Here is a 26,688-nt window from a genome sequence, read left to right as displayed (position 1 = left end):
GCTCCGAGACGAGAGCGTACCCGGCGTCGCCTCTCGGCAACGTGATGCTTGGTATGCGTCCCTTGAGCGGGAAGCGACCGAAGGGGGGGACTGCCTGATGAACGGTATCCGAGGGTCCGGCTCGGTCCGAGAGGAGATGACCGAGGCCGACATGGCCGATGTCATCGTTGACGACGAGACGATTGGTCCCGTGGCCGGGGCGATCATCGGTCAGAAGGAGCTTGCGGAGCGACTGCTCGCGCAGTCGTCGACCGCGCTATCGCTTGGGTGGCTGGCGCACCGGTGGCGTACCGGGCTGTGGGTGATCGAGGGCGCCGCAGCTTCCGGGACAATCCTCGCAGGCCCGGGCTCCCCGGTCGTCGAGGCGGCCCGCAGGCCCGCTCCCGGTTCCACACTGCTCTGGTCAGCGTCGTAGTCGAGCCTTGAAAGCGATGACCGCGACGCTGAGCAGGACGAGTCCGCCGAACCAGAGGACGAACAGCGTGATATGAGAGATGCTCGTTCCTCCGGCGAGGGCATCTTGAGACAGGTTCGCGACGGCCGTGATCGGCGAGACGTCCACGATAGGCCGCAGCGGCGCGGCGTAGCGCTCGCTGGGCATCATCGCCGTGTTGAAGAACATCGCCGCCATGATGGCCGGCGATGCGGCCACGGCTCCCTGTGGCGTCTCTGCGAGATACCCCATCATCACGCCGAACGCGCCGCTCGCGATCGCGACCATCAGCAGCACGGCGAGCATGCGCAGCACCGCTGCCGGGCTGCCGAAATCGGCGCCGAAAACGAGAGCGATGAGCATCGTGAGGGGCGCGGCGAGGAACGCGCGAAGCGATTCCGCGAGGATGCGCCCGGCATAGCCGGCGGAGGCATGCGCGGGGAGAGTGCGGATGCGGTCCATGAACCCTTCCCGGCGCTCCTGCACGGTGCTGCCCGCACCCATGATGGCCCCGGTGAGCATCGATGACACCACGATCATGACCCAGATGCGGGGGAGATCGACGGGGGCGCCGGTGAACCGCTCGATCATGCCGCGGAACATGACGACGAAGATCAGCATCATCATCACGGGGAAGGCGACTGCGGTGAACAGCATCACCGGCGACCGCAGCCACCGTCTGAGGATCCTGCCGGTGTGGATCGCGACGGCGGCAGGCCAGGATGCGGGCCGCGGCGGGGGCATGTCCGGGGTCGTTTCGCTCATGGCGTCCTCCGGAGGGCGCGGGTGACCCAGATGCCGCCGAGTATGGCGCCGATGAGCAGCCAGCCGGTGGCCTCCCACCCGGCTGAGCCCGGAGATGCGCCCTCGAGGAGAGCTCGGAGGGTGTCGATGATCGGGGAGACGGGCTGGTGGACGACGACGGGGCGGAGCCAGTCGGGCAGGGTGTCCGCCGGGACGAACCCGGTGGAGATCATCAGGAACGGCATTTCGATGCCCTGGATGATGCCGCCTGCGGCGACGGGGTGTCTGGTGCGCAGGGCGAGGCCGCAGAACAGCATGGCGAGGATCTCGCCGATGATGAGCGCGAGCAGGAAGGCGAGCGCGAGGCCGCCGACGTTGTCGGGTTTCGCCCCGCAGAGGAGCGCGAGGAGGATCACAGCGGCGAGGGAAGCGAAGGATCGGATCAGGTCGGTGCCGAGGCGGCTCGCGACGATGACCGATGCGGAGATCGGCATCGCGCGGAGTCTTGCCAGCATCCCGCTCTCGGCGTCGACCGCGAGTGCCATCACCGAGCCGCCGGCGCTGAAGAGCGCCGCCTGGAACATGACCGCGGGCAGCAGGAACAGGGCGTAGTCGACGCCGGCCCGCGCGGCGGCGTGTCCGAAGACGACCCAGAAGGCCAGGAAGATCGTGCCGGGGATCACGAACGCGGAGACGAGCGAGGCCCGGTTGCGGCCGAGCCTGAGGGTATTGCGCCACAGGCCGCCCGCCAGTCCGGTCAGCGGCGCATGGTGGTCGCTCGCGGTAGTCACGGTGCATCCGCCGTTCCCGGCGTTGCGGTATCGGCGTTCTCGAACGCGAGTTCGAGGAAGATGTCGTCGAGCGAAGGGGCGCTCAGCTGCGCGGAGTTCACGGTGATCCCCGCTTCGCGGAGGGCGTCGAGTGCCGCGGTGAGATCGTCCGCGCCTCTCGCTGCGGGGAAGGACGCGCCGAGACCTTCGATGGTGAAGCTCCCCGGGGCGATCCCCAGCGCGGCGGGCAGCACGTCGGTGCGGGCACGGGCGGCTTCGGCGGGGGAATCGAGTTCGAGGCGGCAGACCTGGGTGCCGAACTGCGTGCGGATCTGTACCGGCGAGCCCTCGAGGACGCTGCGACCGCCGCGCAGCAGCACGATGGTGTCGGCGAGCCGTTCGGCCTCGTCGAGATACTGGGTGGTGAGCAGGATCGCGACTCCCGCGTCGCGGAGTTCTTCGACCATCTCCCACAGTTCCCGACGTGAGAGGGGGTCCAGGCCGGTGGTCGGCTCGTCGAGGAACAGCAGCCTCGGGGTGACGATGAGCGAAGCGGCGATGTCCAGGCGTCGGCGCATACCCCCGGAGTAGCTCGCCACGAGCTGCCTCGCGGCCTCGGTGAGCCGGAACTGCGCCAGGAGCTCATCGGCCCGTGACCGCGCCGCGGTGCTCGTGAGACCGCGGAGTCTTGCGAAGTAGATCAGGTTCTCCCGGCCGGTGAGCTCCGCGTCGACGGCCGCGAACTGGCCGGTGAGCGAGATCAGCTCCCGTACGGTGCGGGCATCGCGCACCACGTCATGACCGTCGACGCTCGCGGATCCCGTGCTGGGGAGCATCAGGGTGGAGAGGATGTTCACGAGCGTGGTCTTTCCGGCCCCGTTCGCGCCGAGCAGGGCGAGGATGCTGCCCGCGGGGATCGTGAGGCTGAGCCCTCGCAGCACATCCTTGCGCGAGGCGGCCTTGCCGAACGACTTGTGCAGGTCTTCGACGACCAATACCGGGTCGGCGCCGTGCCCGGCGGACGGCGATCGTCTCAGCGGTATGCCCATGTCAGTCGCCCCCTTCCTGCGTGGGCGTCGCCGATGCGGTGGGCGTCGACCCGTCGGGCAGCCCTGCCTCGAGCCAGGCGTTCAGACCGGTGATGGTGATGTCGATGCAGAACCGGAAGTAGCCGAAGCGAGCGCGGACCGCCGACTCGCCGCCTTCGGCATAGGGGCGCATGAGCGAGTTCTTGAAGACATCCATGCCGGGCTGGCCCGTGGAGATCCGCTCGAACTCCCGCATCATCGAGGCGTGATCCCGAGGCCCGTCCTCCTCATGCAGGAGCCGGTCGTCGCCGAGCGCGATCGACAGCAGGGGATTGTTCATCAGCAGCGCAAAGGCGTGGCCCGCCTGCTCGCCGAACCCTGCTCGCGTGAGCGCCGCGAACCCGGCGGTGAACCCCGGCATGACGGCCTGCGTGTTCGGGCCGTGCAGGAGCATCCACTTCGCGACGCCCGGGTACTGCATCACCATCGGCCCCATCGTGAGCAGGAGCTCCCGGAACCAGTCCTGCCACTCGAGGCCGGGATCGGGGACGACGAGTCCCTCGCCGACACGCTCAGCCACGCGCCGGCACAGCAGATCCTTGCCGCCGACATGGTGATAGATCGCCGACGGGTTCACGCCGAGACGCTTCGCAAGATCGCGGATCGACCACGAGAGCAGATGCGACTCGCGCGTCAGCTCGACCGCCGCGTCGATGACGGCCTCGGCGGTCAGCCCGACATGGAACGGCTCGGTCTCACGTTTGGTCATCCCGCTTCCTCTCGTGATTGAAACACTGATTGCAACAGTGTATCATTGAGAATTATTCTCAGTTACGTTCTGGAAGTCTCGACCCCGGAAGGCCCACGATGCCGGAGACCCCCACGCCCACGCAGAGCCCTATGCCGCAGCGACGCCGGTACACGACGCGCACGATCCTCACGGCGGTCGCACTCGGTGCGGCGGTGGGCGTGATCCTGATCCCGATCAACTTCGCCCAGGGGGCGGTGACGGCGGCCGCCCCCATGGTCGGGGTCATCAGCTACGGGCTCTGGGGCATGTCGGCGCTGATCCCGCTGGCGCTGCTGCGTCGTGCAGGGACGGGCATCATCGGGTCCACCGCCGCGGGGATCGTCACGATCATCTCCCCGTACGGGGTGTTCATGGTGATCATGATGCTCCTCTGGGGAGTGCTCATGGAGGCGCCCTTCTTCGTCACCCGGTACCGGCTGTGGGGGTGGAGGACGTTCACGGTCGCAGGCATGGTCTCGGGCGTCATCTCCCTGCTCGGCAGCACGTCGTCGCTCAACCTGCTGAGCATGGACACCGGGGTCGTGATCGGCATTATCGGCATCCAGATCCTCTCCTTCGTCGCCTGCAGCCTGCTGTCGCTCACGATCGCGAAGGGCCTCGCCCGCACCGGGATCGCCGGCGGCCGCCGCCCGCGCACCGATGCGTGAGCCGGACCGGGAGCCGGTGCTCACGCTGCGCGGCGTGAGCGTGCGCTACGACACCGCCGAGGACTGGGTCGGATCAGGACTCGACCTCGACATCGCGGCCGGCGAGACGGTGCTGCTCCTCGGGCCCTCCGGCTGCGGGAAGTCGACACTGCTGCTGGCGATGTCGGGCCTCATCCCCACGAGCGCCGACGCGGAACTGCGCGGGCGTGTGGTCTGCGCAGGGATCGACACCGCGACCGCGCATCCCGGGCAGCTCGCCGCGCACGTCGGGATGGTGTTCCAGGACCCCGATGCGCAGGTCGTCACGAACACCCTGCTCGACGAGGTCTGCTTCGGCCTGGAGAACCTGCTGGTTCCCGCGCCGGAGATCGAGGCGCGCGCTTTGCCCGCCCTGCAACGTGTGGGACTCGCGAACACACGCGAGGAGGCGCTGCTCAGTCCCGCCGCGCTCTCGGGCGGTGGCCGACAGCGGCTCGCCATCGCGTGCGCCCTCGCCCTCGACCCCGAGCTGCTGATCCTCGATGAGCCGACGGCGAACCTCGACCCGGCTGCATCCGCGGAGTTCTACGCCACCCTGGCGGAACTCCGCGACGGCACACGCACGACGATCCTCGTCGAGCATGAACTCGACGATGCCCTGCCGCTCGCCGATCGCGTGATCGTGCTCGACCACGCCGCGGAGCTGATCGCGGACGGCGCACCGGCCGACGTGTTCGGCAGACATGCAGCGCTGCTGCGCAGGCACGGAGTCTGGCTTCCGACCGCAACCGAGATCGCCCTCCGATCCGCGCCCGACGCGCTCCCGCTCCCGCTGACGCTCCCGGAGCTCGCAGACCGGCTCGCGGCGAAGAGCATCGCCACGGACACGCCGGTCGAGACGCCGCGAGGCGGCGACCGGACCGGACGCGATGGCGAGCGGACCGATGTCGTCGCCCGCACCGTGGACGCCGCGGTGGCACTCGGCGGTCAGGTCGTGCTCGAGGGCGTCGACCTCGAGATCCGTCGGGGCGAATTCCTCGCGGTCGCCGGGACGAACGGGGCCGGCAAGAGCACCCTCACCCGTGCCTTGGCAGGTCTCGCACCCCTGAGATCGGGACGCGTCGAGCTCGAGGGCGTGCCGCTCGGATCGCTGGACGCGCGGCAGATCGGCGATCGGGTCGGGTACGTGTTCCAGAATCCGGAGCACCAGTTCGTCACCCGCACCGTCGCCGACGAGCTGGGCTACGGGCTCCGGGTTCGCCGTCGCGACGAGGATGAGATCGCCGCGGCCGTCGCGGCGATGCTCGAGCGGTTCGATCTGGCACGCTACGCGAAGGTGAACCCGTTCCTGCTCTCCCACGGAGAGAAGCGCCGTCTCTCGGTCGCCACCGCACTGATCACCGAGCCGGGCATCCTCATCCTCGACGAGCCGACCTTCGGGCAGGATCGGGCACGGGCCGAGGAGATCATCGCGCTCGTCGACGAGCTCAACGCGACAGGGATCACGATCGTCATGGTCACGCACGACCTGCAGCTCGTGGCCGACCACGCCCACCGTCTCGCCATCCTCGCCGACGCGCATCTCCTGGAAGTCGGCCCCGCTGCGGCGCTTCTTCGGAATGCGGACCTGATCGAGCGCGCCGGGCTCAGGCAGCCGCCGATCCCGCGTCTGGCCCGGATGCTCGCCCGGAGCGGGCGGGGATGGGAGCACCTCACCCGCTCGGACCAGCTGTTGGAGGCACAGACATGACGCAGACGATGCGCGGCTGGCTGACCGCGATCAACCCCCTCGTCAAGCTCGCCGCGACCCTGCCGCCGCTGATACTCGTGTTCTTCACCCGCGATGTCGCCACCCCCGCGTCGATCACCGTGCTCGCGCTGGTCGTGCTGCTGTCCGGCCTGCGGATCAGGGCGCGGACGCTCCTCGTCGGCGCGCTGGCCGTCCTGATCGTCGGGGCGTGGACGGCGCTGCTGTTCGCCCTGCTGGTACGGCCGGAGCTCGTCTCCTCCACGCCGATAGTGTTCGACGGCTGGGTCACGCTCCGCGCAGGGGCGCTGGAGATCGGGACGGCCACCGCGCTCCGATTGATCGCCGTCTCGATGCTCGCCCTCCTGGGGTCGGCGGGGACGACGATCGCCGGACTCTCGAGTGCGCTCGTCCGGCAGCTCCGCATCCCCTACCGCTTCGCCCACGGCGCCCTCGCCGCCGCCCGCTTCGCCCCCCGATACCGCGACGATCTCGTCACGCTTCGCGCCGCACACCGTGCACGGGGGATCATCGACCCACGGGGGCCGGTCGGATTCCTCCGCCGGAGCAGCCGATCCGCGATCCCGCTGCTGGCCGGCGGCGCCCGCTATGCCGAACGACTCTCGCTCGCGATGGACGCCCGCGGTTTCGGCGCGCACCCGACGCGCACCGACCGACATCCCGTCCTGATGCGGCGCCGAGACGTCGTCTTCCTCATCCTGTTCTGGCTGCTCCTCGCCGCCGTCTTCGCCGTCATGGCCGTCCTCGGCCTCGCCCGGTGGAGCGGCAACATCTACGGATACACCGGAGCATGACCGTACTCGCCGCATGTCTGACGAAAGGATGCCGATGAACGATCCGCATCGCACCACGTTCTGGCAGATCACGAAGCCCGCGCATCGCCGGCTCCTGCTCTCGGGGCTGCTGGCAGTGCTCGCAGCAGTGCTCTCCCTGGCGCCCGTGGTGGTGCTCATCGAGCTCGCCCGCGCCGTGCTGCCCGCATTCTCGGGCGGCGCCGTGAACCCCGCGCTCGTGTGGGGGCTGATCGCCGGGCTGGCCGTCGCGACGCTGCTGCAAGCGCTGTGCATGAACCAGAGCTACCTCACGAGCCATCGCGCCGACGGGGTGCTGGCCGAGGACATCCGCCAACGCCAGCTCACCAAGCTCTTGCAGCTGCCCCTGTCGTGGTTCAGCACCACCTCATCGGGCAAGGTGAAGAAGTTCGTGCAGGACGACGTGAACAAGATCCACATGATCGTTGCGCACGGCGCACCGGATATCACCTCTGCCGCACTCGTGCCGCTGCTGAGCCTGGTCTATCTGTTCGTCATCGAGTGGCGGATGGGACTCATCGCCCTGATCCCGACCGTGCTCGCGTTCGGCCTCATGCCGTTCATGATGCGCGACTACGACGAACAGGCGCAGCGGTACACGCGAGGCCTGGCGGATCTGAACTCCGCGATCGTGGAGCTGGTGCGCGGCATCGGCGTGATCAAGGTGTTTCAGCCGGAGGGGCGCAATCAGGGCGCGTTCCTCGCACGCTCCCGCGACTTCGCGAGGTCCTACCTCGCCTGGGTGCGCGCGACCGTGCACCCGGCAGCCCTCATCCAAGTCGTCTCGTCGCCGCTGTTCGGGCTGTTCGTCGTCGTTCTCGCAGGCCCCTGGCTGCTCTCGACCTACGACGTCAGCGTGCTCGCCGTGCTCGCGGGACTCCTGCTCATCGGCAACATCGCCGGCCCCATCAAACAGCTGGCGCAGATGGGCATGATGTTCAAGGAGGCCGGTCAGGCCGCGGGAGAGATCACCGGATTCTTCGACATCCCCGTCCTCCCCGAAGCGGCGGGGAGCCGGCGTCCTGCCGACAACAGCATCGGCTTCGACGAGCTGAGCTTCGCCTACGTCGAGGACGCCACGGTGCTCGAGGGCGTGACCGCGCGTCTGGATCCCGGCTCGGTCACCGCGCTCGTCGGCCCTTCGGGAGCGGGCAAGTCGACCCTCGCACAGCTCATCCCGCGCCTGCTGGACCCGACGAGCGGCGCGGTGCGCATCGGCGGCATCGCCACCACGGACCTCACCGCCGAGCAGCTGTACGACCAGGTCGGATTCGTGTTCCAGGACGCCTATCTCATGCAGCTCAGCGTGCGCGACAACATCCGCCTCGCCGATCCCGATGCGAGCGAGGAGGACGTGCTCCGCGCCGCCCGGGCGGCGCAGATCCACGACCGCATCCTCACGCTGCCACGAGGCTACGACTCCGTGATCGGCGAGGACGCCCAGCTCTCCGGCGGCGAGCAGCAGCGCGTCGCGATCGCGCGGGCGATTCTGCGCGACGCCCCCGTGCTCGTCCTCGACGAGGCGACCGCGTTCGCCGACCCCGATTCCGAGGCCGCGATCCAGCAGGCCATCACCGCACTGGTACAGGGCCGCACACTCCTCGTGATCGCGCACCGCCTGCACACGATCACCGACGCCGACACCATCCTTGTGCTCGAGGAGGGCCGCGTCACCGAGCGCGGCCGCCATGAAGAGCTCGTCGCCGCCGGCGGCAGCTACGCAGGCATGTGGCAGCGCTACGAAGCATCCAGGCAGCGCACCCGGAAGGAGCAGAACCGATGATCCGCATCCTCTATGCGATCGGCAGCGCCCGGAACCGCCGGACGCTCACGATACTGCTCGCTCTCCTGGGCATCTCCTCGGCGGCACTCGCGGCCGGGCTCGTGAGCATCGCCCTCTTCCTCGACGCGCTCTTCGGCGGCGCCGCCGGGCAGACGATGACGTTCCTGATCTGGACGGGGGTCGCCTTCGCCGTCTACGCGGCCTCCGATTGGCTGATCGAGGTGATCGCGCAGAACGTCGGCAACGAATACATCCAGCGCATCCACGAGCTGCTGGCGAACCGGGCCGTGGAGCTGCCGCTCGGGTTCTTCGAGACCGACCGCTCCGGGCAGCTCGGCGTCACCGTCAGCACCGGCGCCGTCTTCGCGGCGAACGCGCCGGGGATGATGCTGCGCCCGATCCTGAACGGCGGGGTTTCCGCCGCGCTCGCGAGCGTCTTCCTGGTGCTCGTCGACTGGCGCATCGGGGTGCTCGCCGCGATCGTGTCGATCGTGACCGTCGTCGCCTTCCGTATCCTGTTCGCGCGCGCCAGAGCGGCGGAGCAGGTCAAGGCGGAGCACGAGGAGCGCACCGCAGCACAGGTGTACGAGTTCGCCCAGGTGCAGCCGGTGCTCCGTGCCGCGGGCCCCGACTCGATCGGTGAGCGCGCCGTGCGCGAGGCGATGCGGGAGCAGCTGCTCGTGCTGCAGCGCACGCAGGCCAGCGGGCACGCCGTCCTGTCCCGTCTCAGCTCGATCATCATGCTCGGCACTGTCGTCGTCCACGCGGCCGCGACCGGGCTCCTGCTGGCCGGCCAGCTGGCGCCCGGCATGTTCGTGGGCCTCATCGTGCTCGTCTTCATGCTGGCCAAGCTCGCGACGCAGGCCGTGCCGTTCGGAGAAGGGCTGCAGATGGCCCACAACACTCTCGACGAGGTGCAGAAGGTGCTCGACGCCGAGGCGCTGCCCGAGCCCGCCGCTCCGGCATCGCCCGAGGGGTACGGCATCGAGTTCGACGACGTGACCTTCGGCTACCGGCCCAGTACCCCAGTCGTACGAGGAGTGAGCTTTCGCGTCGGGCCCGGCACGACGACTGCGCTGGTCGGCCCCAGCGGCTCCGGCAAGAGCACCCTCGTCAAGCTCGCCGCCCGCTTCTACGACGTCGACGGCGGCGCCGTGCGCATCGGCGGGGTCGACGTGCGCGAACTCGGCAGCCGCCACGTGCTCGACTCCCTCGCGATGGTGTTCCAGGACGTCTACCTCTTCGAGGACACCCTCTACGAGAACATCCGCCTCGGACGGCTCGACGCGACCCGCGATGAGGTCCTGCGCGCGGCAGAGCTCGCCGGGGTGACCGAGATCGCCGAGCAGCTCCCGCTGGGCTTCGAGACCGTCATCAGCGAGGGCGGGCAGAGTCTTTCGGGCGGGCAGCGACAGCGGGTGTCCATCGCCCGAGCCCTGCTCAAGGACGCCCCGATCGTGCTGCTCGACGAGGCGACCAGCTCGCTGGACATCGACAACGAGCACCTCATCCTGAAAGGCCTCGAGGAACTCGCCGCGCAGCGCACCACCATCGTCATCGCGCACCGTCTGCACACCATCATCGGCGCTGACCAGATCGTCGTCCTCAGTCCCGAAGGCGAGCTCGAAGCGGTCGGCACGCACGAGGAGCTGCTCGAATCAAGCGACCGCTATCGTGGTTTCTGGGTCGAGAAGGCCGAAGCCACGGGATGGCGGATCGCGCACGATTCGGATGCCCTCGACGGGTAACAGCCGAGTCGGCAGTTCGGTACGACTCTTGATGATCTGCGCGCAAGGCGTGGGCGTTTCACGGCGAGGTTCATCCGGCCTGGTGGTTGTGAACACCGTCCCAGCGCCTACCGTCGCGGGGACGGCATCGCCGTAGTCCCGCTCTCGCTCCTCGGCCCGTGAACGCCGGCCGCGCACCGAGGAGCCCCATCCGTCTCAGAGCACCACGCCGAACCGCTTGAGCCGCTTGCGGTCGGCCTTCGAGGCCGAGTGCTGCAGGGCGAGGAGCTCGGCGTAGATGCCGCCCGAGGTCGCGAGCTCCGCCGGGGTGCCGATCTCATCCACCCGCCCGTCGCGCAGCGTGATGATGCGGTCGACCTCGGCGATCGTCGACAGCCGGTGGGCGATGATGAGGCTCGTGCGATCGCTCATGAGGTCGTCGAGCCCCTGCTGCACGAGCCGCTCCGACTTGGTGTCGAGCGCCGAGGTCGCCTCGTCGAGCACGAGGAGCGGCGCGTCCTTGAGCATGGCCCGCGCCACGGCGATGCGCTGCTTCTGCCCGCCCGAGAGCTTCATGCCGCGCTCGCCGACGACGGTGTCGTAGCCGTTCGGCAGCTTCGCGACGAAGCCGTCGACCGCCGCGCGGCCGGCCACGGCCTCGATCTCCTCGCGGGTGGCGTCCGGGCGGCCGTAGGCGATGTTCTCGGCGATGGTGCCCGAGAACAGCGAGGGGTCCTGGAACACCACCGCGATGCTGCGGCGCAGCGAGGCGAGATCGTTCCCAGCACCCGCCACGCGGATGCTGCCGGAGCGCGCCGCGTAGAGGCCCAGCAGCAGGTTCATGAGCGTGGTCTTGCCGCCGCCCGACTCGCCGACGAACGCGACCCGCTCGCCCGCCCGCACCTCGAACGAGATGTGCCGCAGCACATCCTCGTGGCCGTCGTAGCTGAAGCTCACGTCGTCGAAGGCGACGGCGGGAACGCGCGGCCCCTCCTCGACCTCGGCGGCCGGCGCCTCCTCGGGGCGGGCGCCGCCGCCGTCCACGGCCGCCGGGTCGAGGTCCATCACCTCGAAGTACGAGCGCGAGCCGGCGACCGCGCGCTGGGCGGTGTCGACCACCCAGCTGAGGTTCTGCACAGGCTCCCGCGCCATGGCCATGAGCTGCACGAGCATCACCATCTCGCCGGGGGTGAAGTGGCCGGTCACCGTGCGCACGAAGATGATGACGTAGAGTCCGAAGAAGATGACGTTCAGCGCGCCCCGGCGCAGCGCATCCATGCGGTGCCAGTGCATCGACTGCTCCCGCGTGAGCCGCACCGTCTCGTCGAACCGGGTCGAGAAGTGCGAGAGCTCGCCGCGCTCGCGGACGAACGACTTGACCACGCGCATCTGCCCGACCACCTCGGAGAACCGTCCCGAGGCCTCGTCCACATAGCGGTTCTTGTCGTCCTCGATGCGCTGCCACTTGCGGCTCGTGAGCGCCGTGAGCCACAGGTAGACGGGGTAGGCGACCGCGAGCAGCAGCGCGAGCGGCCAGTAGTGCCACGCGCTGATGACGAGCACGGCGACCGTGGTCATGAGCATCGTCACGAACATGTTCGAGAACGACTTCATGAAGTTCGTGACCTCGGCGATCGACCGGTTGAGGCGCGCGACGACCGTGCCCGTGAGCTCGCCGTCGAAGTAGCGCTGGGGGAGCGCGAGCAGCTGCTCGAAGTAGCGGGTCGAGAGGATGGTGCGCATCTTCGCGCTCATCACGTCGCCCCAGTAGCCGCCGACGTTGCTCACGACGGTCTCGACGAGACTCGCCGCGAGCAGCGCGAGGGCGAGCAGCAGCACCGTGCGGATCGCGGTCTCCGGCACGCCGTTCCCCTCCGCGACCGAGCCGACGGCGGCGACCACCGTGTCGGTCGCGGCGCCGGTGATGAACGGCACGGCGATGCCGGCGCCCGTGACGACGGCCGCCGCGATCATGATGCCGAGGTAGTACGGCGTGAGGGAGCGGGTGAACCGCAGGATGCGCAGGAGGGTGGACAAGTCGGGCTTCGCCTCTTTCGACGTGGTCGGGAGCCGGCGCGGAGCCGGGAGACAGTACAACGCCCCGAGAGCCGGCGCATTCCGGATCCCGAGGCGTTCGTGGGCAGAGGAAGAGTGTACGCGATCCCGCGGGTGCGCCGCAGGCGCGTTCGCGCCGGGCGGAGCCCTCGTCAGGCGTCCGTCTCCCGCGGCAGGTCGGTCTCGCCGAGCACGCCGTTGCGGTCGGTGATCGTCAGCGCGTGGCCGTCGTCGAGCAGCGAGCGCCCCGCCGAGACGGCCATGCGCCGCGCGACGTCCTCGATCTCGTCGACGCGATCGAGGTCGAAGATCACCCGCCTGGTCGCGGGAGGATCCTCGACGAGCCTGCGGATGAGCGACTCGGTGCTCGAGAACACGAGGTCGCCGTGGAGCTCGTACACGGTGGCCTCCTCGCCGCGGTAGTCCACCCGATGCACGTCCCGGATGGCGGAGCGCGCCGGCCGGGCCGCCTCCATCACGTGCATGCCCATGTCCTCCGAGAGCCGCTCCATCATCTTCACGCCCCGCACGCTGTTGCCGTGCCGGTCCAGCCGCGGCGAGAACACCGCCAGCCCCACCTGGCCGGGCAGGACGCCGACGATGCCGCCCGAGACGCCGCTCTTCGAGGGGATGCCCACGGTGGTGAGCCAGTCGCCCGCGGCGTCGTACATGCCGCAGGACATCATGACGCTCAGCACGTGGCGGACGATGCGCTGATCGAGCAGCCGCCGGCCCGTGCGGGGCTGCACGCCGCCGTTCGCGAGCGTGGCCGCCATGAGGGCGAGGTCGGCCACGGCGACCTTCGCGGCGCACTGCCGGATGTACCCCTCGACCACGGCGACCGGGTCGCCCTCGATGTTCCCGACGGACCGCAGCAGGTGCCCGAAGGCGAGATTGCGGTGCCCCTCCTCGAGCTCCGACTCCGCCACGGCGTCGTCGAGCTCGAGGGGCCGGTCGGCGAACGCCGAGTAGAAGTCGAGGATGCGGCGCAGCCGGTCGGCGGCGTCCGCGCCGGCGACGAGGCCGTGCGTCGAGATCGCCCCGGCGTTGATCATCGGGTTCCGCGGGCGGCCGGTGTCCGGCTCGAGCGAGATCTCGTTGAAGGCCTCGCCGGAGGGCTCCACGCCGACCTTCTCGCCCACGCCGTCGATGCCGAGATCGGACAGCGCGAGCGCGTAGGTGAACGGCTTCGACATCGACTGGATGGTGAACACCGCGTCGGCGTCGCCCTGCGCGTACACCGTGCCGTCCACGGTGGCGAGCGCGATCGCCGCCCGGTCGGGGTCGACCCCGGCCAGCTCGGGGATGTAGTCCGCCACGGCGCCGTCGGCGAAGGCGGCGGAGGAGTCGAGCACATCGGCGAGATACCCGGGGACTGGCGATTCCATGGGCGGCAGCCTACCGGGGCGGGCTCGGCGGCGCCTCGACGGGGCCGATGGCGCCCGCGGGCTGCGCGCGCTCAGCTCCCGAGCGCCGCCTCGATGCGCCGGGCGCATGCGGCGGCGCCGTCCTCGCCGGCGTACTCCCGGCGCACCTTCTCGGCGGTTCGGCGGAACGACGAGTCGGAGAGCAGTCGCCGCACCGCATCCGAGAGCGCCCGGGTGCCGGCGGCGCGCGGGGAGAGGGCGATCGCATTGCCGCGGGCCGCGCAGACCCGGACGTTCCACGCCTGCTCGGGCTGCAGCCCCATGCCGACGAAGGGGATGCCCGTGGCGCAGGCGGTCTGCACGGTGCCCTGGCCGCCGTGGAGCACGGCGGCGTCCACGAGCCCGCCGAGGCGGTGCGCGGGGAGGAGGTCGGTGACGTGCACGTTGGCCGGAAGCACATCATCGGGGCGGAGGTAGTGGCGGATCGGCGCGAGCACGTTCACGGGAAGCGCGCCGAGGCGCCGGGCGGCCGCCAGCGCCATGCCGCGGTCGGCGGAGGAGCCGAGCCCCAGGTAGACGAGCGGCTCCTCCCGCTCGGCGAGCTCGTGCACGATACCCGGCAGCGGTGCATCCAGGTGCGCGAAGATCGGCCCGACCCGCTCGTAGCCCTCCGGCAGCGCGTATCCCTCGAACTCGCCCGGCATGACGGTGAGCAGATTCCTGTCCGCCTCGAGCAGCGAAACGATCGTCTTGAGCGGGCGGACGCCGTTGGCGCGGGCGACGCGCGAGAACGCGCGGGGAGCGAGCGGCGCGCGGCCGTAGGCCCACCGGAACGCGCGGGTCGCGAGGGCGTCCAGGGTCCGCGCCGGCATCCCGTCGCCGCGGACCAGGCCGAGCCTGCGCGTCTGCTCGACGTGAGGGCGCGTGAGCGCGAACGGCACCGCGTACCAGAGCGTCGCGCCCTCCGCGCGGGCGGAGATCATCGAGGTGACGTTCGTGCCGATCACGACCGCTTCGGCGCCGGTCTCGCGGATGAGCTCGCGCTCGGCGGCGACGCGAGCGGCGACGAGCGGGGCGGTGAACGGGTTGCGGAGCGTCTTCGCCTGGTCGAATCGCAGCGCCTGCCGACGCTGGGCGGGCGTCCAGGCCGGGGACAGAGCGCGATACTCGAACCCGGCGGTCTCGACGAGGTGCCGGTAGTCCTCCTCGTAGCCGAAGAACACGGCGGTGTGGCGGCGATCGATGGCCCGGGCGACCTCGATCATGCGCGTGACCTCGGCCAGGTTGAACATCACGGCGCCGAAGAGGATCGCGGCCACGTCAGCCCCCTCCGATCGTGGCGCGGATCGAGTCCAGGGCGCGTGAGACGCTCGCCGCGGCGTGCTCGTCCTCGGCGTGCTCGAGTGCCCAGGCGTCGACCGCGAGCAGCATGGCGACGGCCATCTCGGCGAGGAGGTCGACGGGCAGGTCGGTGCGCACCGCGCCGAGCGACTGCCCCTGCACGAGCCGTGCGCGGATCCGATCCGCGAGCCCTCGTCGGAGCCGCCCCAGCTCCGCCGTGGCGTCGGGGCGGTAGATCAGCCCGGCGACGGCCTTGAGCTCCGGGTGCTCGGCGACGGCCCGGTCGAGTTCGGCGAGCGCATCGAGCACGCCCCGCCAGAACTCGGCCCTGCTCCTCGGCTCGGCGTCGAGCCGCGCGAGCGCGGACGCGACGGCGTCCTCCACCCTGCCGATCAGCTCGTCGTAGAGCGCCCGCTTGCTCTCGTAGCGGTGGTAGAAGGTGCTCTTGGCGGTTCCCGAGTTCGCGAGGATGCGATTCAGCGAGGCGCGGTCGAGGCCGAGCGCGCCGAACTCCTGCGCCGCGGCGAGGTGCAGGCGGGCCAGCGCCTCGGGAGGCATCGGCGCGGGCGGGCGCGCCATCAGCGTGCCCTCGCGGGCGAGGCGTTTCGCGGCGGTTCGGCGCTCCGCGCCCCTGGGAGGATGTGCGTCATACCCGCAGCCTATCTGTTCCTGTACCGGATCGGTACAGGAATTGGTGGATTGAGGGGGAGCGCGTCCGCACGGATACCCGCATCCGTGCATCCCGGCTGCGCGCTCCAGCCGAGTGTGGGAGAGGATGAACCGGACAGACGATGAGGAGGTCCGATCGGCATGCATCTCGTCGAGTCGAGCGCCTCCGCGGTCCGGCGCGCTGCGGTGCCGGTGCGCACGATGCGCAGGCGCGCGCACCGCTCGATCGGATTGGGAGTGCTCGGTCTTATCGTGGTCGCCGCCGGTGTCGGAGCGCTGCTGTTCGGCGGCTACGGGTCTTTCGAGGGGCTCGCGGCGTGCGTGGTCATGGGAGCGCTCTTCGGCATGCTGGTCGCCAAGGGCGGAAGCGGCTCGCGGAGCTGCGCGGCAGGAAGGCGGAGGAGCCGTTCATCCCGGCGTCCCACTGCTTCGCGATCGGCGAAGGAGGGCTGATCTTCCCGGAGCTGCCGGGTCACGCCGCGCAGGCATGGCCGCTGGAGCGGACGAGCGCGGCCGTCGTGCATCGGCCGCTCGTGGGCGAGCTGCTGCAGCTGCGCTGTCCCGGATTCGCCCCGCGAAGCTACGCGGCTCCGCTGCTCGCGGAGCCGCCGCGGCAGGTGCTCGCGCGGGTCGAGGCGGCGCGGCGGAGCCCGGGAGCCGAGTAGCCGGCGTCAGCGCCCGGCGCGGTCGAGCGTGCGCCGGAGCTTGTCGTCGAGCAGCTCCAGCGAACGGGCGTCGTGACCGCGCAGATGCTCGAGGGCGGCGAGTGCGGTGAGCGCGACGTCGAGGAGCTCCTCCTCGACATCCGCTCTCGTGTGCGTGACGCCCTTGCGCGGATTCTGCCCGGTGGCGCCGATGTGGGCGGCGACCACCTCTCCGGCCTCCTCGGTGATCTTCGCCAGGCGCGCCCACGTGGCGGCCTCGGGATCGCGCCCGGCGTTGCTCTCGTCGATCCAGCGGCTCAGCTCGGCGATGCCCTGGGAAATCCGCTCCGTGCTCATGCCGGCCATTCTCCTCCACCTCGCCGGACGGTCGGCCGTGCATCCCCGGTGCCGCGGTGCTGCAGTGCCCGGCGCCGCAGTGCCGCGGTGCTGTGGTGCCGGGTGCCGGGTGCCGGGTGCCGGGTGCCGGGTGCCGCAGGGCCGTGGTGCCGCGGTGCTGTGGCGGGCGTGGTGCCGCAATGCGGCCAATGGCCGCGCCGTGCAGATATCCGTGTCCGCAGGGCTATTCGACACGTCCCTGGATGCCGGCTTTCGGGCTGCTGGTCTGCGGCAGTTGCCGGAATGTGTCGGATGGCCGCGTCATCCGGATATGCGCCTTGGCGCCGCTATTTGCCCCAATCCGGTTTGCCTGTCCCGGTCCGGCCCGTCTCAATGTGGGATGTCGGGTTTCGGGCTGCTGGTCCGCGGCAGTTGCCGGGATGTGTCGGATAGCCGCGTCATCCGGATATCCGTCTTGGCGCTGTCATCCGTCCCGATGGAGGTATTGGGTTCTGGTGATCGGGCTGCGGTCGTGGCGGGGATGTGTGGAATGGCCGCGCCATGCAGATATCCGTGTCCGCAGGGCTATTCGACAGGTTCTGGGATGCCGGCTTTCGGGCTGCTGGTCCGCGGCAGTTGCCGGGATGTGTCGGATGGCCGCGTCATCCGGATATCCGTCTTGGCGCTGTCATCCGTCCCGATGGAGGTGTTGGGTGCTGGTGATTGGGCTGCGGTCGTGGCGGAGATGTGTGGAATGGCCGCGCCATGCAGATATCCGTGTCCGCAAGGCTATTCGTCCCGATTCGGGTTGTCGGGTTTCGGGTTGCCGGTGTGCGGTAGCTGCCGGGATGTGTCGGATGGCCGCGTCATCCGGATAGCCGTCTCGGCGCTGCTATCTGTCCCAATCCGGTTTGCCTGTTCCGGTCCGGCCCAGCCGTCCCGGTCTGGCCCCGCCGCCTCGGCCCTGCAGGATCCCGAACCCGCAGAACGCCATCCGTCCCGATCCGGCAGGACGCCGAACCGGGACGGAAGCCGGCACCCCGCCGGCCGGCTCAGAGGAACCAGGCGATGACGGCGTTGCCGAAGAAGCCGAAGAGGATGCCCCAGACGACGATCGACAGCCCCTGGAAGAGGAACACGCTGCGCTTCTTCGCGCCGAGGGCGACGAGTGCGGGCGCGGTGATCTGGCTCGCGAGCACGAGCGGTCCGAGGAGGCAGACACCGGGCACGCCGAGGCGGTCCAGATACTTCGCCACCTTCCGACGGCGCGGCGAGGGCTCCTGCTGCTCCGAGCGGTTGCGCATCACCGCGCCGCGCGCGCCTCCCGCGATCGCGGTCACGAGGAAGGTGCTGGCCAGGTTGCCGAGCACCGCCGCGGCGACGGCGAGGACCGGCGGCACGCCCAGCAGCACGCCGAGGAAGCTGCCGAGGTAGGACTCGATGAAGGGGATCGCGCCTGCCAGCAGCAGCACGCCGCCCTGCTGCCAGGGCTCGGCGGCGACGGCCAACTGCGCGAGCCAGGCGAAGATGTCGGTGACGAAGTCGAAGTTCATGGTGTGCTCCTGTCGTGAGAGGGTCGGTGCTAGGCCGTCGGGTCGCGGTGCTCGGCCGTCCGCCTCCGCGCGCTCGTCGAGGCGGCGAGGAGCGCCGCGACGACGATCCAGACGATGGCGGCGAAGACGATCCAGCCCGCGCCGTCGAGGAGGGCGTCGGGGAGCAGCGAGTCGGAGTAGAAGCCGTCCGGGATCCGGTCGGCGACTCCGCCGCCGCCCAGCTCCCAGCGCCCCGTGCGGATCGCCTCGACGGTGATGAGGATCACCAGCAGCGCGGCGACGGCTATCGTGCAGATCAGTACGGCGGTCATCGGTATTCCTTTCCTCGGTTCTTCGTGCTTCCAGCCTTCCGAGCCGCGGCTTCCCGCGGCAGCGCCGCGAGTCAGGGATGCGGATGACGCCTCGCGGGTCCGCATCTGACACGTGTCATACGTCCGCGTGACGCGGCCCACTTGGGGCGTCGCCGCGCGCGCGGCATGCTGGAGTGGAACACTCGGATGACGGCGATGAAGGGGAGGTGCGCGCATGGGCGATGCCGGATCCGGCGAGACGGCGAAGGCGCCGCTGCTGCGGCTCACCGAGATCGACCTCGGCCGGCTGCTCCTGACGATGACGATCATCTTCGGCATCGCGGGGCTGGCGCGCAGCGCCGCGGCCGCCGCGGAGGGCTCCGTGGCCGCGATCGGCGCCCTGTGCTGCCTCGTCGCGGTGCTGCTCGCGCTCATCCTGGTGCGGATGCGCGACCGGCCCCGAGCGGCGGCTGCGCGCGGCGCGCTGCTCGTGATCGCGGGCGCGATCCTGGTGCTCGCGTTCGCGGTCGGCGGCGACCAGACCGCCGTGTTCGCGACCTCGCTCCCGTTCGCCTTCTCGATCGCCTGGCACCGTCCCCGCTGGCTGTCGATCCTCGGACTGGTCCTCGCCATCGCCGCCGCTGTGGCGATCGCGGGGCTCCTCCCCGGTGCGACCGGCTATCCCGCCGCCGAGGGGTTCGCGATGCTCGCGCTCTCCGGCTCGGCCTGCATCGCGTTCCTCGCGGGGGCCATCGGGTGGCAGGCGCAGCAGCGGCTCGAGCAGCACCACGAGGATCAGCGCGAGCTCGCCGTGGCGCGCGAGCGGCTGCGGTTCGCCACCGACCTGCACGACATCCAGGGCCACACGCTGCTCACCATCAAGGTCAAGGCCGAGCTCGCCCGGCGCAGCCTGCAGCGGAACCCCGCGCGGGCCAACGACGAGCTCGCCGATATCGAGCGCCTCGCAGCGGAGGCGGACGACCGTACCCGGGAGCTCGCGCAGGGCTATCGCGCGCTGACCCTCGCCGCGGAGCTCGCGAACGCCGAGCAGCTGCTCGAGGCCGCGGGGGCCGCCGTCGCCATCGAGCGGGAGGGCGCCCCGGACCCCGACTGGGAGGAGCTCTTCGCCGCGGTCGTCCGCGAGGCGACGACGAACATCCTCCGGCACTCCTCCGCGAGCGCGGTGCGCATCGCGCTCGCCCGCGCCGAGGTGCGCGTCGAGAGCGACGGCGCATCGGGCGGGGAGGAGCCCCGCCGCGAGGGGAGCGGGCTGGTCGGGCTCCGCCGCCGGTTCGACGAGCGGGGCGGGGCCTTCGAATGGCGCCGCGACGGGGAGCGGTTCATCCTCGTCGGCCGGGGCGGGGGCGACGGATGATCCGGGTCTTCCTCGCCGACGACGAGGACATGCTGCGCACGGCGCTCGTCTCGCTCCTCGAGCTGGAGGACGCCATCGCCGTGGTCGGCGACGGCGCCGATGGGCAGGCCGCGCTCGGTCACGACCCGGCCGAGGTCGACGTCTACGTGCTCGACCTCGAGATGCCCGGCCTCGACGGCGTCGACACGACGAGGGCGCTGCGCGCCCGCGACCCCGACGCCGCGGTGGTGATGATCACCCGGCACGCGCGGCCCGGCATCCTGCGCTCGGCGCTCGCGGCCGGCGTGCGCGGATTCGTCCCGAAGAGCACCCCGGCCGAGGAGCTGGCGCGCATCATCGCGCGGGTGCACGCGGGCAGCCGGTACGTGGATCCCGAGCTCGCGGTCACGGCGCTCGGCTTCGACTGCCCGCTCACCGACCGCGAGCTCGACGTGCTCCGGCTCGCGCACCGCGGGCTCGCGATCGCGGACATCGCGGGCACGCTGCATCTCGCCCAGGGGACCGTGCGCAACTACCTCTCGGACGCCATGACCAAGCTCGGCGCGCCGAACCGCCACGCGGCGGCGATGGAGGCGCACCGGCTCGGCTGGATCTGAGCGGGGCGCGGCGGCCGGTCATCCGGAGGCGGCCGGTCATCCGGCGGCGTCCCGGCGCTCCGCCGGCGACACCCTGCTCAGGGGCGAGTCGCTGCGCGGGCCGAAGATGTGCAGGATCTCGACCGCGTCGCCCGCCGGGCCGAACCAGTGCGGCGTCACGGGGTCGAACTCGGCGGTCTCGCCGACGCCGAGCTCATGCTCCTCGTCGTCGAGCAGCAGCCGGAGCCGGCCCGAGAGCACGTACAGCCAGGCGTATCCCTCGTGGGAGACGAGCCTCGGCGCGCGCGGGCCGAGCACGTGCTTGAACACCTGCACCGGTGCGCGATGCGGGGTGAGTGGCACCACGACGCCGCCGGCGGCGTGACGGCGCGGCTGCAGATGGATCCTCGGATCGCCGAGCTCGGGCATCCCCGCCAGCCGGTCCAGCGATACGCGATACGCGCGCGCCAGCGGGATGAGCGCGTCGAGCGTCGGCCGGCGCAGGCCGGTCTCGAGCCGCGAGAGCAGGCTCACGGAGAGCCCCGTCCGCTCCGAGAGCTCCGTCAGGGTGAGCCCCCGCGCCCGCCGCAGTCGGCGCAGCCGCGGGCCGATGGCGCGCAGCGTCGAATCCGTGTCCTCGTCCATGCCTCCCATTTTGCAGTTTTCGCAAAATCGCTTGGGGTTCGACCCGCCGCGGCCGGAGCATGAACGCATCCGCCCCGAGAGGAAGGCCCGCCGACCATGCACCAGACGAGTACCGCCACGAGCGGCCCCGGGCCGAGCGCCCGCCGGCGATGGACGATCCTGGCGGTCTGCGCCCTCGCCCTCTTCCTCGTGGGGCTGGACACGACCATCGTCACGGTCGGGCTCCCCGCGATCGGCGTCGGCCTCGACGTCGACGAAGGGCGGCTGGCCTGGGTGGTGGACGCGTACACGGTGTCGTTCGCGAGCCTGCTCATCACCGCCGGCGCGCTCGCGGACCGGTTCGGCCGGCGCCGGGTGTTCGTGACCGGCCTGCTCGTCTTCGGCGCCGCCTCGCTCGCCTGCGCGGCGGCGGGCTCGGCGGAGACGCTGGTCGCGGCGCGGGCGCTCCAGGGCGCGGGCGCCTCGATGCTCACCCCGGTGGCGCTCTCGATCGTGGTGAACGCGATGCCCGATCCGCGCGAGCGGGCGCAGGCGATCGGCGTGTGGGGCGCGATGTTCGGACTCAGCATGGCGGCAGGCCCGGTCACGGGCGGGGCGCTGCTCGCGGTCTTCGACTGGCGGGCGCTGTTCTGGATCAACCTGCCCGTGGTCGCGATCGCGCTGGTGCTCACGATGCTGCTCGTCCCCGAATCGCGGTCCGGCTCGCCCCGTCGGGTGGACGTGCCGGGGCAGGTGCTGCTGATCCTGATCCTCGCGACCGGCGTGGGCCTGCTCATCGAGGGACCGCGCGTCGGTTGGGGAGCGCCGCCGATGCTGCTCGCCGGCGGTGCGCTGCTCGTGGCCGTGATCGGCTTCGTCCTCCTCGAGTCGCGCATCGGCGAACCCCTCATCGACCCCCGGCTGCTCCGGATCCCGAGCCTCGCCGCCGCGATCGCGGGCGCGATCGCCGTGTTCATCGCCTTCAGCGGCGCGCTCCTGCTGACCACGCTGCTGCTCCAGCGGGGCGAGGGATGGAGCGCGCTGGCGGCAGGCGCGGCCACGCTCCCGATGGCGGTCGCGGCGACGCTCTGCGCCCCGGTGTCGGGCTATCTCGTCGGCAGGATCGGCCCCCGCGCGCCGATGCTCATCGCGGGCTGCTGCATCGCGCTCGGCGGTGCGCTGCTCGTCGGCCTCGGCCTGACCTCCTCGCCGGCGTGGCTGTTCGCGGCATACCCGGTGCTCGGCGTCGGAGTGGGCTTCGCGAACGCGCCCATCACGAACACCGCCGTCGACGGCCTGCCGCGCGACCGGGCGGGCGTTGCGGGCGGCATGGCGTCCACCGCGCGGCAGCTCGGCACGGCCATCGGCATCGCCCTGGCGGGGAGCATCGCCGCGGGCGGCGGCGCTCGGCTCGCGGCGGACGAGCTGCTGCCGGGTGGGCGGCCGTCGCGATCTGCGGCCTGGTCCTGCTCGGCTGCGGGGCCTTCGCGCCGTCGCGGCGCGTCGCGGCCTGACCCGCGCGCACGCCGCGGTATCGGGACATCGGCTTCTGACGAGAGATCGAGGACGGTGCTCGACGTATTTCCCAAGCGTCGAGCTGATCACCTCTTAAACGGGTCGAGGCTCCGTCGGCGAGTTGGTCGCGCCGGCTGCTGCTCATGCTCGGCCCTCGGACCGGCTGCGCCGGCGCGGTGCGCGACCAGAGCATCCGGGGCGATGCGCCCGATAGGGTCGGGGGATGAACCTCCTGCTGCTCTCGCTCGGCGCCGGGGCGGTGCCCGGCTTCATCGCCTCGTGCGTCGACCGTCCTGCGGCCGAGGTCCGCGTCGGGTACCTGAACGATGCCGCGCGCTCCTACCCGGCCGAGTGGTTCGCCGCCGCCGAACGGGAGCAGCTCGCGGCCTTCGGGTACCGGCTGATCGACATCGCCGCGGGCGAGTTCGAGGACGCCGATGCCTTCCGCGCCGCGCTCGACGGCGTCGACGCGCTGTACGCCGCCGGCGGCAACACGTTCGTGCTGCTCGAGGCGCTGCGGCGCCGCGGGAGCGACGCCGTCGTGGTCGAGCGGGTGCGGGCGGGGCTGCCGTACATCGGGTCGAGCGCGGGCTCGATCGTCACCGGGCCGAGCGCGGAGCCCGCCTCGCTCATGGACGACCCGGCGGAGGCTCCGGACCTGTCGGATCGCGCCGGGCTCGGCCTCGTCGACGCCGTCGTCATCCCTCATGCGGACGGGGCGCTGCCGCCCTATCCGCCCGAGCTGATCGACCGCATCGCCCGGACGTACGGCGACGCGTATCCGCTCGTGTTCCTCGAGGACGACCAGGCGCTGCTCGTCGAGGACGCCTCGACCCGGGTGATCCCCTCGCCGTGACGGGGCGGGCATCGCCCCCCGTCGCGCTGATCGCCGGTGATGGTGGACACGTCGCATCGCGGACGTCCTGGACCGGTGCTGCGGCATATCGGGCCGCTCATCCCCGAGTCGCAGCCGCCGTCACGCTTCCGGCCGCAATTCCCTTGCCGCCATGGCGCGGCGCGGACGGCTCGTGCTCCACTGGAGGCATGGGGCGAGGACGGCGCGGATCCTGCGCCGCGGCGGCATCGGCGGTCGCGGCGCTGGCGCTCTCCGGCTGCTCGGCCCCGGGCGCATCCGAGGCGGTCAATCCGGATGCGCCGGAGGCGCTCGTCGCCGTCGCCTGGGCCGAGCATCTCTGCTCGGGGGAGTACTCGGCGGCGAACGATCTCGCCTCCGGGGAGCTCACGGCGGCGCACGACCTCGTGTCGGGCGAGCACCGCATCGACGACGATTGGTACTCCAGCCCCGAACGGGATCTCGCGAGCGCGGAGGCGCTCGCGGCCGCTCGTCTCGAGGAGCTCCGTGAGCAGGGCGTCGACGTCGACCCGGCGGTCGCGGTCGACGCCGTCGAATACGACGAGTCGGGCGACGGCGCCGTGGTCTCCCTGTCCGGGCAGTGCTACGGGGAGGCCTTCTCGCAGGAGGTCGCCGCCGTGCGCGAGGACGGGCAGTGGCGGATCCGCCGCGCGCCGATCAACTGGCAGCCGGAGCAGTATCCCGGCCTGGTCCCCGAGATCCCCGGCGGGCAGTACTTCGCGGTCGAGGGATTCCCCGAGGCCGGTGGCTGGATCCTGCCGCCGGGCACGCACGCCGTCACCGTGCCGAAGCACTTCCTGACGGCGGAAGCGCTCGAGTACACGGTCGTCGCCGACCCGTTCATCGTGGAGGGCGACTTCCCGGAGGTCGAGCCGAGCTCGGCACGGATCGACGACGCGGTGGCGGCGCTCGCGGCCGAGTGCGGCCGCATCTGCACGGTCCTCGACGGCAACGGGCTCAGACTCGAGGTGGAACCGCTGCAGGTCGCCGCCGACGGCTCCGCGACGTTCACCGGGCACGTGCAGATCCTCAGCATCGGCGAGGGCGGAGTCGAGTGGGGCGAGCTGCGCCCCGAGGGCTGGGGCGGCGATCGGCACGGCGACACCGGCTGGGCCGTGCCCGAGCGCTCGACCATCGCCATCGCCTGGCGCTTCTGCCCGGAGGGCCGGGAATGCCGCGTGGATGTACTCGATCATGCGGGCGCCGGAGACGACATCGAGCGCGTCCGCTTCGTCGAGCTCGACGGCGTCGAGGTCGTCGTGAGCGGCATCGACCACGACGAGGACCCGGGATGACGGGGAGCCGACGGGGCAATGCAGCCCCCTGCGACGAGGAGGAGCGCCGATGACCGCGATGAAGGGGAGAGCGATGCGAGGAGGCAAGGGACTCCTCGCGCTGGTCGTGGCCGGAGTGCTCGCGCTCACGGGCTGTGCCGACGGCCCGGACGAGGAGGCGCTCGAGCGCCCCGAGGCCGAGGAGACCGTTGCGGAGCGCTCTCCCGAATCGGACGAGGGCGAGCCCGAGGAGTCGCCCGCGCAGGAGCCGCCGTCGACCGAGCCGGACGCCCGCGACTGCGGTCTCGAGGCATCCGGGGCGCTGGACGACGCCCTCGCGCAGATGCCGCCGCCGTTCGAGGACGAGCACATGGCGGATGTCGCCTGGTCGGCCGAATACGCCGACACGGAGGGCTACGACCCGTGCGAGCCGTTCACCTGGATGGTCGTCTCGGTCGAGGGCGGCACGGTCTCGTCGCCCTCGCAGGTCGTCTTCTTCCATCACGGCGAGTACGTCGGCACGGCCGCGGAGCCCGCGATCGGCTTCTGGCCGGAGGTCGAGCGCGTGGACGAGCTCACCATCCGGGTCGCGTTCCGCTATCCGGAGGACGACGAGGCCAACGCCGAGGCGAGCGGCCGGGCGACGGCGGAGTACACGTGGGACGAGCCCGCCGGCACGTTCACGATGTCGGGCGAGTTTCCGCCCTACGCGCAGGACGCCGAGGTCGGGAACCGCTGATCCGAGGGCGCCGCCTCCTGCGCCCGCGCAGGCCGTCAGCCTCCTGCGGCGGCGGCCCCGCCGCCGGCCGCCATGATGGGGACCATCGCGGCGGCCATGAACGCGGCGTTCATCGCCTGGATGGCGCGGTCCACGGCTTCGCCGGTGGGCGAGTGCTCGACGATCTGCTCGATCCTGGCCTTGAGGTCGCGGGCGCGCAGATCGCCCGATTCGACGGCGAGCACCTTCCGCGCGACGCCGAGCCCCTGCAGGATCGACAGCAGCGTGGCATCGGCGGGCGACGCGGGTGCGGCGCCGGCGAGCACCGCGGCGAGGCGGTCTCGCAGCTGCCGCTCCGGCCCGGGGTCGACCTCCGGGGTGCGGGGCTTGCCCATGCCCAGGAACGTGCGCTCTCCGTACGCGAGCACGCCCTGGGCGACGAGCGACTCCACGACGATGCCCTCGGGGTCCAGCTTCGACCAGGTGACGAGCTGATCGAGCCGCTTGCCGTTCTTCTCCGCGAGGCGCGCGAGGCCGAAGTCCAGTACCGGATTGCCGATCGGTTCGGGCGCCGTGATGTGGATGCGCGGTCGTTTCTCCTCGGTCAGCGTCGCGCGGCCCGCGAACACGAGGTCCGCGACGAGCGCGGCGGTCAGGCCGGTCCCTCGCTGGGTCCCCGGCGCCTCCTGAGTGCCGGTGCCCTTCGTGAGCAGAAGATAGAGGTCTTCGGCGATCAACATGGCGATTCTCCTCTCGCGGCTCCTTCACTCGCGGTCGACTGCAGGGTACGCAGCCACCCCGAAAGCGCGTTCAGCATGGGGGATGAGGTTCCCAGCCGGGCGGCGAGGAGAGTCGACTGCGCCCTTATGCCGTTTTGCAGGCCGAGGATGGGGCTCTTCTGCCTCGTCAGCTGGCTTAACGGGCTCTTCTCGAACGAGGGTGTAGTCCGTTGAGCGCGTCGCTGTCCGTGTAGGAG

25 protein-coding genes and 1 pseudogene are annotated in these 26,688 nt (G+C 71.1%); 13 read left to right on the top strand and 13 right to left on the bottom strand.

The genetic code is table 11. From position 1 onward, the window contains the following. Nucleotides 1-136: 136 nt before the first annotated feature. Nucleotides 137-415 (top strand): hypothetical protein, encoded by a 279-nt coding sequence (locus FM112_RS05615; protein WP_140400582.1) that lies wholly within the window; start codon nt 137-139, stop codon nt 413-415. Here FM112_RS05615 and FM112_RS05610 read toward each other — a convergent pair. The 4 genes from FM112_RS05610 to FM112_RS05595 are packed head-to-tail and all read right to left on the bottom strand — an operon-like array spanning nt 404 to nt 3,744. After that, the gene (locus FM112_RS05610) at nt 404-1,198 is read right to left on the bottom strand and encodes an ABC transporter permease (RefSeq protein WP_217874444.1); all 795 of its coding nucleotides are present in this window, start codon (nt 1,196-1,198) and stop codon (nt 404-406) included. The two genes, FM112_RS05615 and FM112_RS05610, sit on opposite strands and share 12 nt — an antisense overlap. Beyond that, complete coding sequence (locus tag FM112_RS05605) at nt 1,195-1,968, bottom strand: ABC transporter permease (protein WP_087004769.1); 774 nt, start codon at nt 1,966-1,968, stop codon at nt 1,195-1,197. The genes FM112_RS05610 and FM112_RS05605 overlap by 4 nt, the downstream gene beginning before the upstream one ends. After that, nucleotides 1,965-2,996 (bottom strand): ATP-binding cassette domain-containing protein, encoded by a 1,032-nt coding sequence (locus FM112_RS05600; RefSeq protein WP_087004767.1) that lies wholly within the window; start codon nt 2,994-2,996, stop codon nt 1,965-1,967. Before FM112_RS05600 ends, FM112_RS05605 begins: the two co-directional genes overlap by 4 nt. Before the next feature lies 1 nt (nt 2,997). Then, complete coding sequence (locus FM112_RS05595; protein ID WP_087004764.1) at nt 2,998-3,744, bottom strand: TetR/AcrR family transcriptional regulator; 747 nt, start codon at nt 3,742-3,744, stop codon at nt 2,998-3,000. A 131-nt stretch (nt 3,745-3,875) separates the two neighbouring features. Between FM112_RS05595 and FM112_RS05590 the strand changes: the two genes are divergently transcribed. Genes FM112_RS05590 through FM112_RS05570 form a run of 5 tightly spaced genes read left to right on the top strand, consistent with a single transcriptional unit; the run spans nt 3,876 to nt 10,523 of the window. After that, the gene (locus tag FM112_RS05590) at nt 3,876-4,433 is read left to right on the top strand and encodes an ECF transporter S component (RefSeq protein WP_176386681.1); all 558 of its coding nucleotides are present in this window, start codon (nt 3,876-3,878) and stop codon (nt 4,431-4,433) included. After that, nucleotides 4,426-6,162: an ABC transporter ATP-binding protein gene (locus tag FM112_RS05585; protein ID WP_087004757.1), complete on the top strand. Its 1,737-nt coding sequence runs from the start codon at nt 4,426-4,428 to the stop codon at nt 6,160-6,162. Before FM112_RS05590 ends, FM112_RS05585 begins: the two co-directional genes overlap by 8 nt. Next, nucleotides 6,159-6,974, top strand: a complete 816-nt coding sequence (locus tag FM112_RS05580) for an energy-coupling factor transporter transmembrane protein EcfT (protein ID WP_176386680.1) — start codon at nt 6,159-6,161, stop codon at nt 6,972-6,974. Before FM112_RS05585 ends, FM112_RS05580 begins: the two co-directional genes overlap by 4 nt. Before the next feature lie 34 nt (nt 6,975-7,008). Beyond that, entirely contained in the window at nt 7,009-8,775 is a 1,767-nt protein-coding gene (locus FM112_RS05575; protein ID WP_217874442.1) for an ABC transporter ATP-binding protein, read from the top strand. After that, the gene (locus FM112_RS05570) at nt 8,772-10,523 is read left to right on the top strand and encodes an ABC transporter ATP-binding protein (RefSeq protein WP_087004747.1); all 1,752 of its coding nucleotides are present in this window, start codon (nt 8,772-8,774) and stop codon (nt 10,521-10,523) included. Before FM112_RS05575 ends, FM112_RS05570 begins: the two co-directional genes overlap by 4 nt. 195 nt (nt 10,524-10,718) lie before the next feature. Here FM112_RS05570 and FM112_RS05565 read toward each other — a convergent pair whose 3' ends face one another. The 4 genes from FM112_RS05565 to FM112_RS05550 form a co-directional block, all read right to left on the bottom strand. Beyond that, nucleotides 10,719-12,539, bottom strand: coding sequence for an ABC transporter ATP-binding protein (locus tag FM112_RS05565; protein WP_087004744.1), 1,821 nt, complete (start codon nt 12,537-12,539; stop codon nt 10,719-10,721). 170 nt (nt 12,540-12,709) lie between these two features. Next, nucleotides 12,710-13,945, bottom strand: a complete 1,236-nt coding sequence (locus tag FM112_RS05560) for a glutaminase (protein WP_087004741.1) — start codon at nt 13,943-13,945, stop codon at nt 12,710-12,712. 71 nt (nt 13,946-14,016) lie between these two features. Then, a complete protein-coding gene (locus FM112_RS05555) occupies nt 14,017-15,243 on the bottom strand; it encodes a nucleotide disphospho-sugar-binding domain-containing protein (protein WP_087004738.1) in 1,227 nt (408 codons plus the stop codon). Between the two features lies 1 nt (nt 15,244). Further along, nucleotides 15,245-15,844, bottom strand: coding sequence for a TetR/AcrR family transcriptional regulator (locus FM112_RS05550; RefSeq protein ID WP_176386679.1), 600 nt, complete (start codon nt 15,842-15,844; stop codon nt 15,245-15,247). Nucleotides 15,845-16,251: 407 nt separating this feature from the next. Between FM112_RS05550 and FM112_RS16790 the strand changes: the two genes are divergently transcribed. Beyond that, the gene (locus FM112_RS16790) at nt 16,252-16,599 is read left to right on the top strand and encodes a hypothetical protein (RefSeq protein WP_140400581.1); all 348 of its coding nucleotides are present in this window, start codon (nt 16,252-16,254) and stop codon (nt 16,597-16,599) included. 6 nt (nt 16,600-16,605) lie between these two features. Here FM112_RS16790 and FM112_RS05540 read toward each other — a convergent pair whose 3' ends face one another. The 3 genes from FM112_RS05540 to FM112_RS05530 all read right to left on the bottom strand — a co-directional run bounded on the left by FM112_RS05540 (nt 16,606) and on the right by FM112_RS05530 (nt 18,778). Continuing rightward, nucleotides 16,606-16,935 carry a MazG-like family protein gene (locus FM112_RS05540; protein WP_087005078.1) on the bottom strand — a complete coding sequence of 110 codons (330 nt, stop codon included), beginning with the start codon at nt 16,933-16,935 and terminating at the stop codon, nt 16,606-16,608. 1,031 nt (nt 16,936-17,966) lie between these two features. Continuing rightward, a complete protein-coding gene (locus FM112_RS05535; RefSeq protein WP_087004729.1) occupies nt 17,967-18,467 on the bottom strand; it encodes a hypothetical protein in 501 nt (166 codons plus the stop codon). A gap of 29 nt (nt 18,468-18,496) precedes the next feature. Then, complete coding sequence (locus FM112_RS05530) at nt 18,497-18,778, bottom strand: hypothetical protein (RefSeq protein WP_087004726.1); 282 nt, start codon at nt 18,776-18,778, stop codon at nt 18,497-18,499. 214 nt (nt 18,779-18,992) lie between these two features. Between FM112_RS05530 and FM112_RS05525 the strand changes: the two genes are divergently transcribed. Continuing rightward, a complete protein-coding gene (locus FM112_RS05525) occupies nt 18,993-20,132 on the top strand; it encodes a sensor histidine kinase (protein ID WP_087004723.1) in 1,140 nt (379 codons plus the stop codon). Next, nucleotides 20,129-20,728: a response regulator transcription factor gene (locus tag FM112_RS05520; protein ID WP_087004721.1), complete on the top strand. Its 600-nt coding sequence runs from the start codon at nt 20,129-20,131 to the stop codon at nt 20,726-20,728. The genes FM112_RS05525 and FM112_RS05520 overlap by 4 nt, the downstream gene beginning before the upstream one ends. Nucleotides 20,729-20,764: 36 nt before the next feature. Here the strand turns inward: FM112_RS05520 and FM112_RS05515 are convergent, their stop codons facing one another. Next, complete coding sequence (locus FM112_RS05515) at nt 20,765-21,352, bottom strand: helix-turn-helix domain-containing protein (protein WP_087004719.1); 588 nt, start codon at nt 21,350-21,352, stop codon at nt 20,765-20,767. Nucleotides 21,353-21,448: 96 nt separating this feature from the next. Between FM112_RS05515 and FM112_RS17685 the strand changes: the two are divergent. The 4 genes and pseudogenes from FM112_RS17685 to FM112_RS05495 all read left to right on the top strand — a co-directional run. Continuing rightward, nucleotides 21,449-22,660: pseudogene (locus FM112_RS17685) on the top strand (MFS transporter); the annotation flags it as partial. Between the two features lie 409 nt (nt 22,661-23,069). Further along, a complete protein-coding gene (locus tag FM112_RS05505) occupies nt 23,070-23,702 on the top strand; it encodes a Type 1 glutamine amidotransferase-like domain-containing protein (RefSeq protein ID WP_087004716.1) in 633 nt (210 codons plus the stop codon). 188 nt (nt 23,703-23,890) lie between these two features. Next, entirely contained in the window at nt 23,891-25,015 is a 1,125-nt protein-coding gene (locus FM112_RS05500) for a hypothetical protein (protein ID WP_087004713.1), read from the top strand. A gap of 49 nt (nt 25,016-25,064) precedes the next feature. Further along, nucleotides 25,065-25,733 (top strand): LppP/LprE family lipoprotein, encoded by a 669-nt coding sequence (locus tag FM112_RS05495; RefSeq protein WP_087004710.1) that lies wholly within the window; start codon nt 25,065-25,067, stop codon nt 25,731-25,733. 35 nt (nt 25,734-25,768) lie between these two features. Here FM112_RS05495 and FM112_RS05490 read toward each other — a convergent pair whose 3' ends face one another. Further along, nucleotides 25,769-26,452: a GPP34 family phosphoprotein gene (locus FM112_RS05490; RefSeq protein ID WP_087004706.1), complete on the bottom strand. Its 684-nt coding sequence runs from the start codon at nt 26,450-26,452 to the stop codon at nt 25,769-25,771. Nucleotides 26,453-26,688: the final 236 nt, after the last annotated feature.

The sequence above is a fragment of the Gulosibacter sp. 10 genome, from assembly GCF_900163695.1.
Lineage (GTDB): Bacteria > Actinomycetota > Actinomycetes > Actinomycetales > Microbacteriaceae > Gulosibacter.
This window is presented reverse-complemented; position numbering and strand designations above follow the sequence as displayed.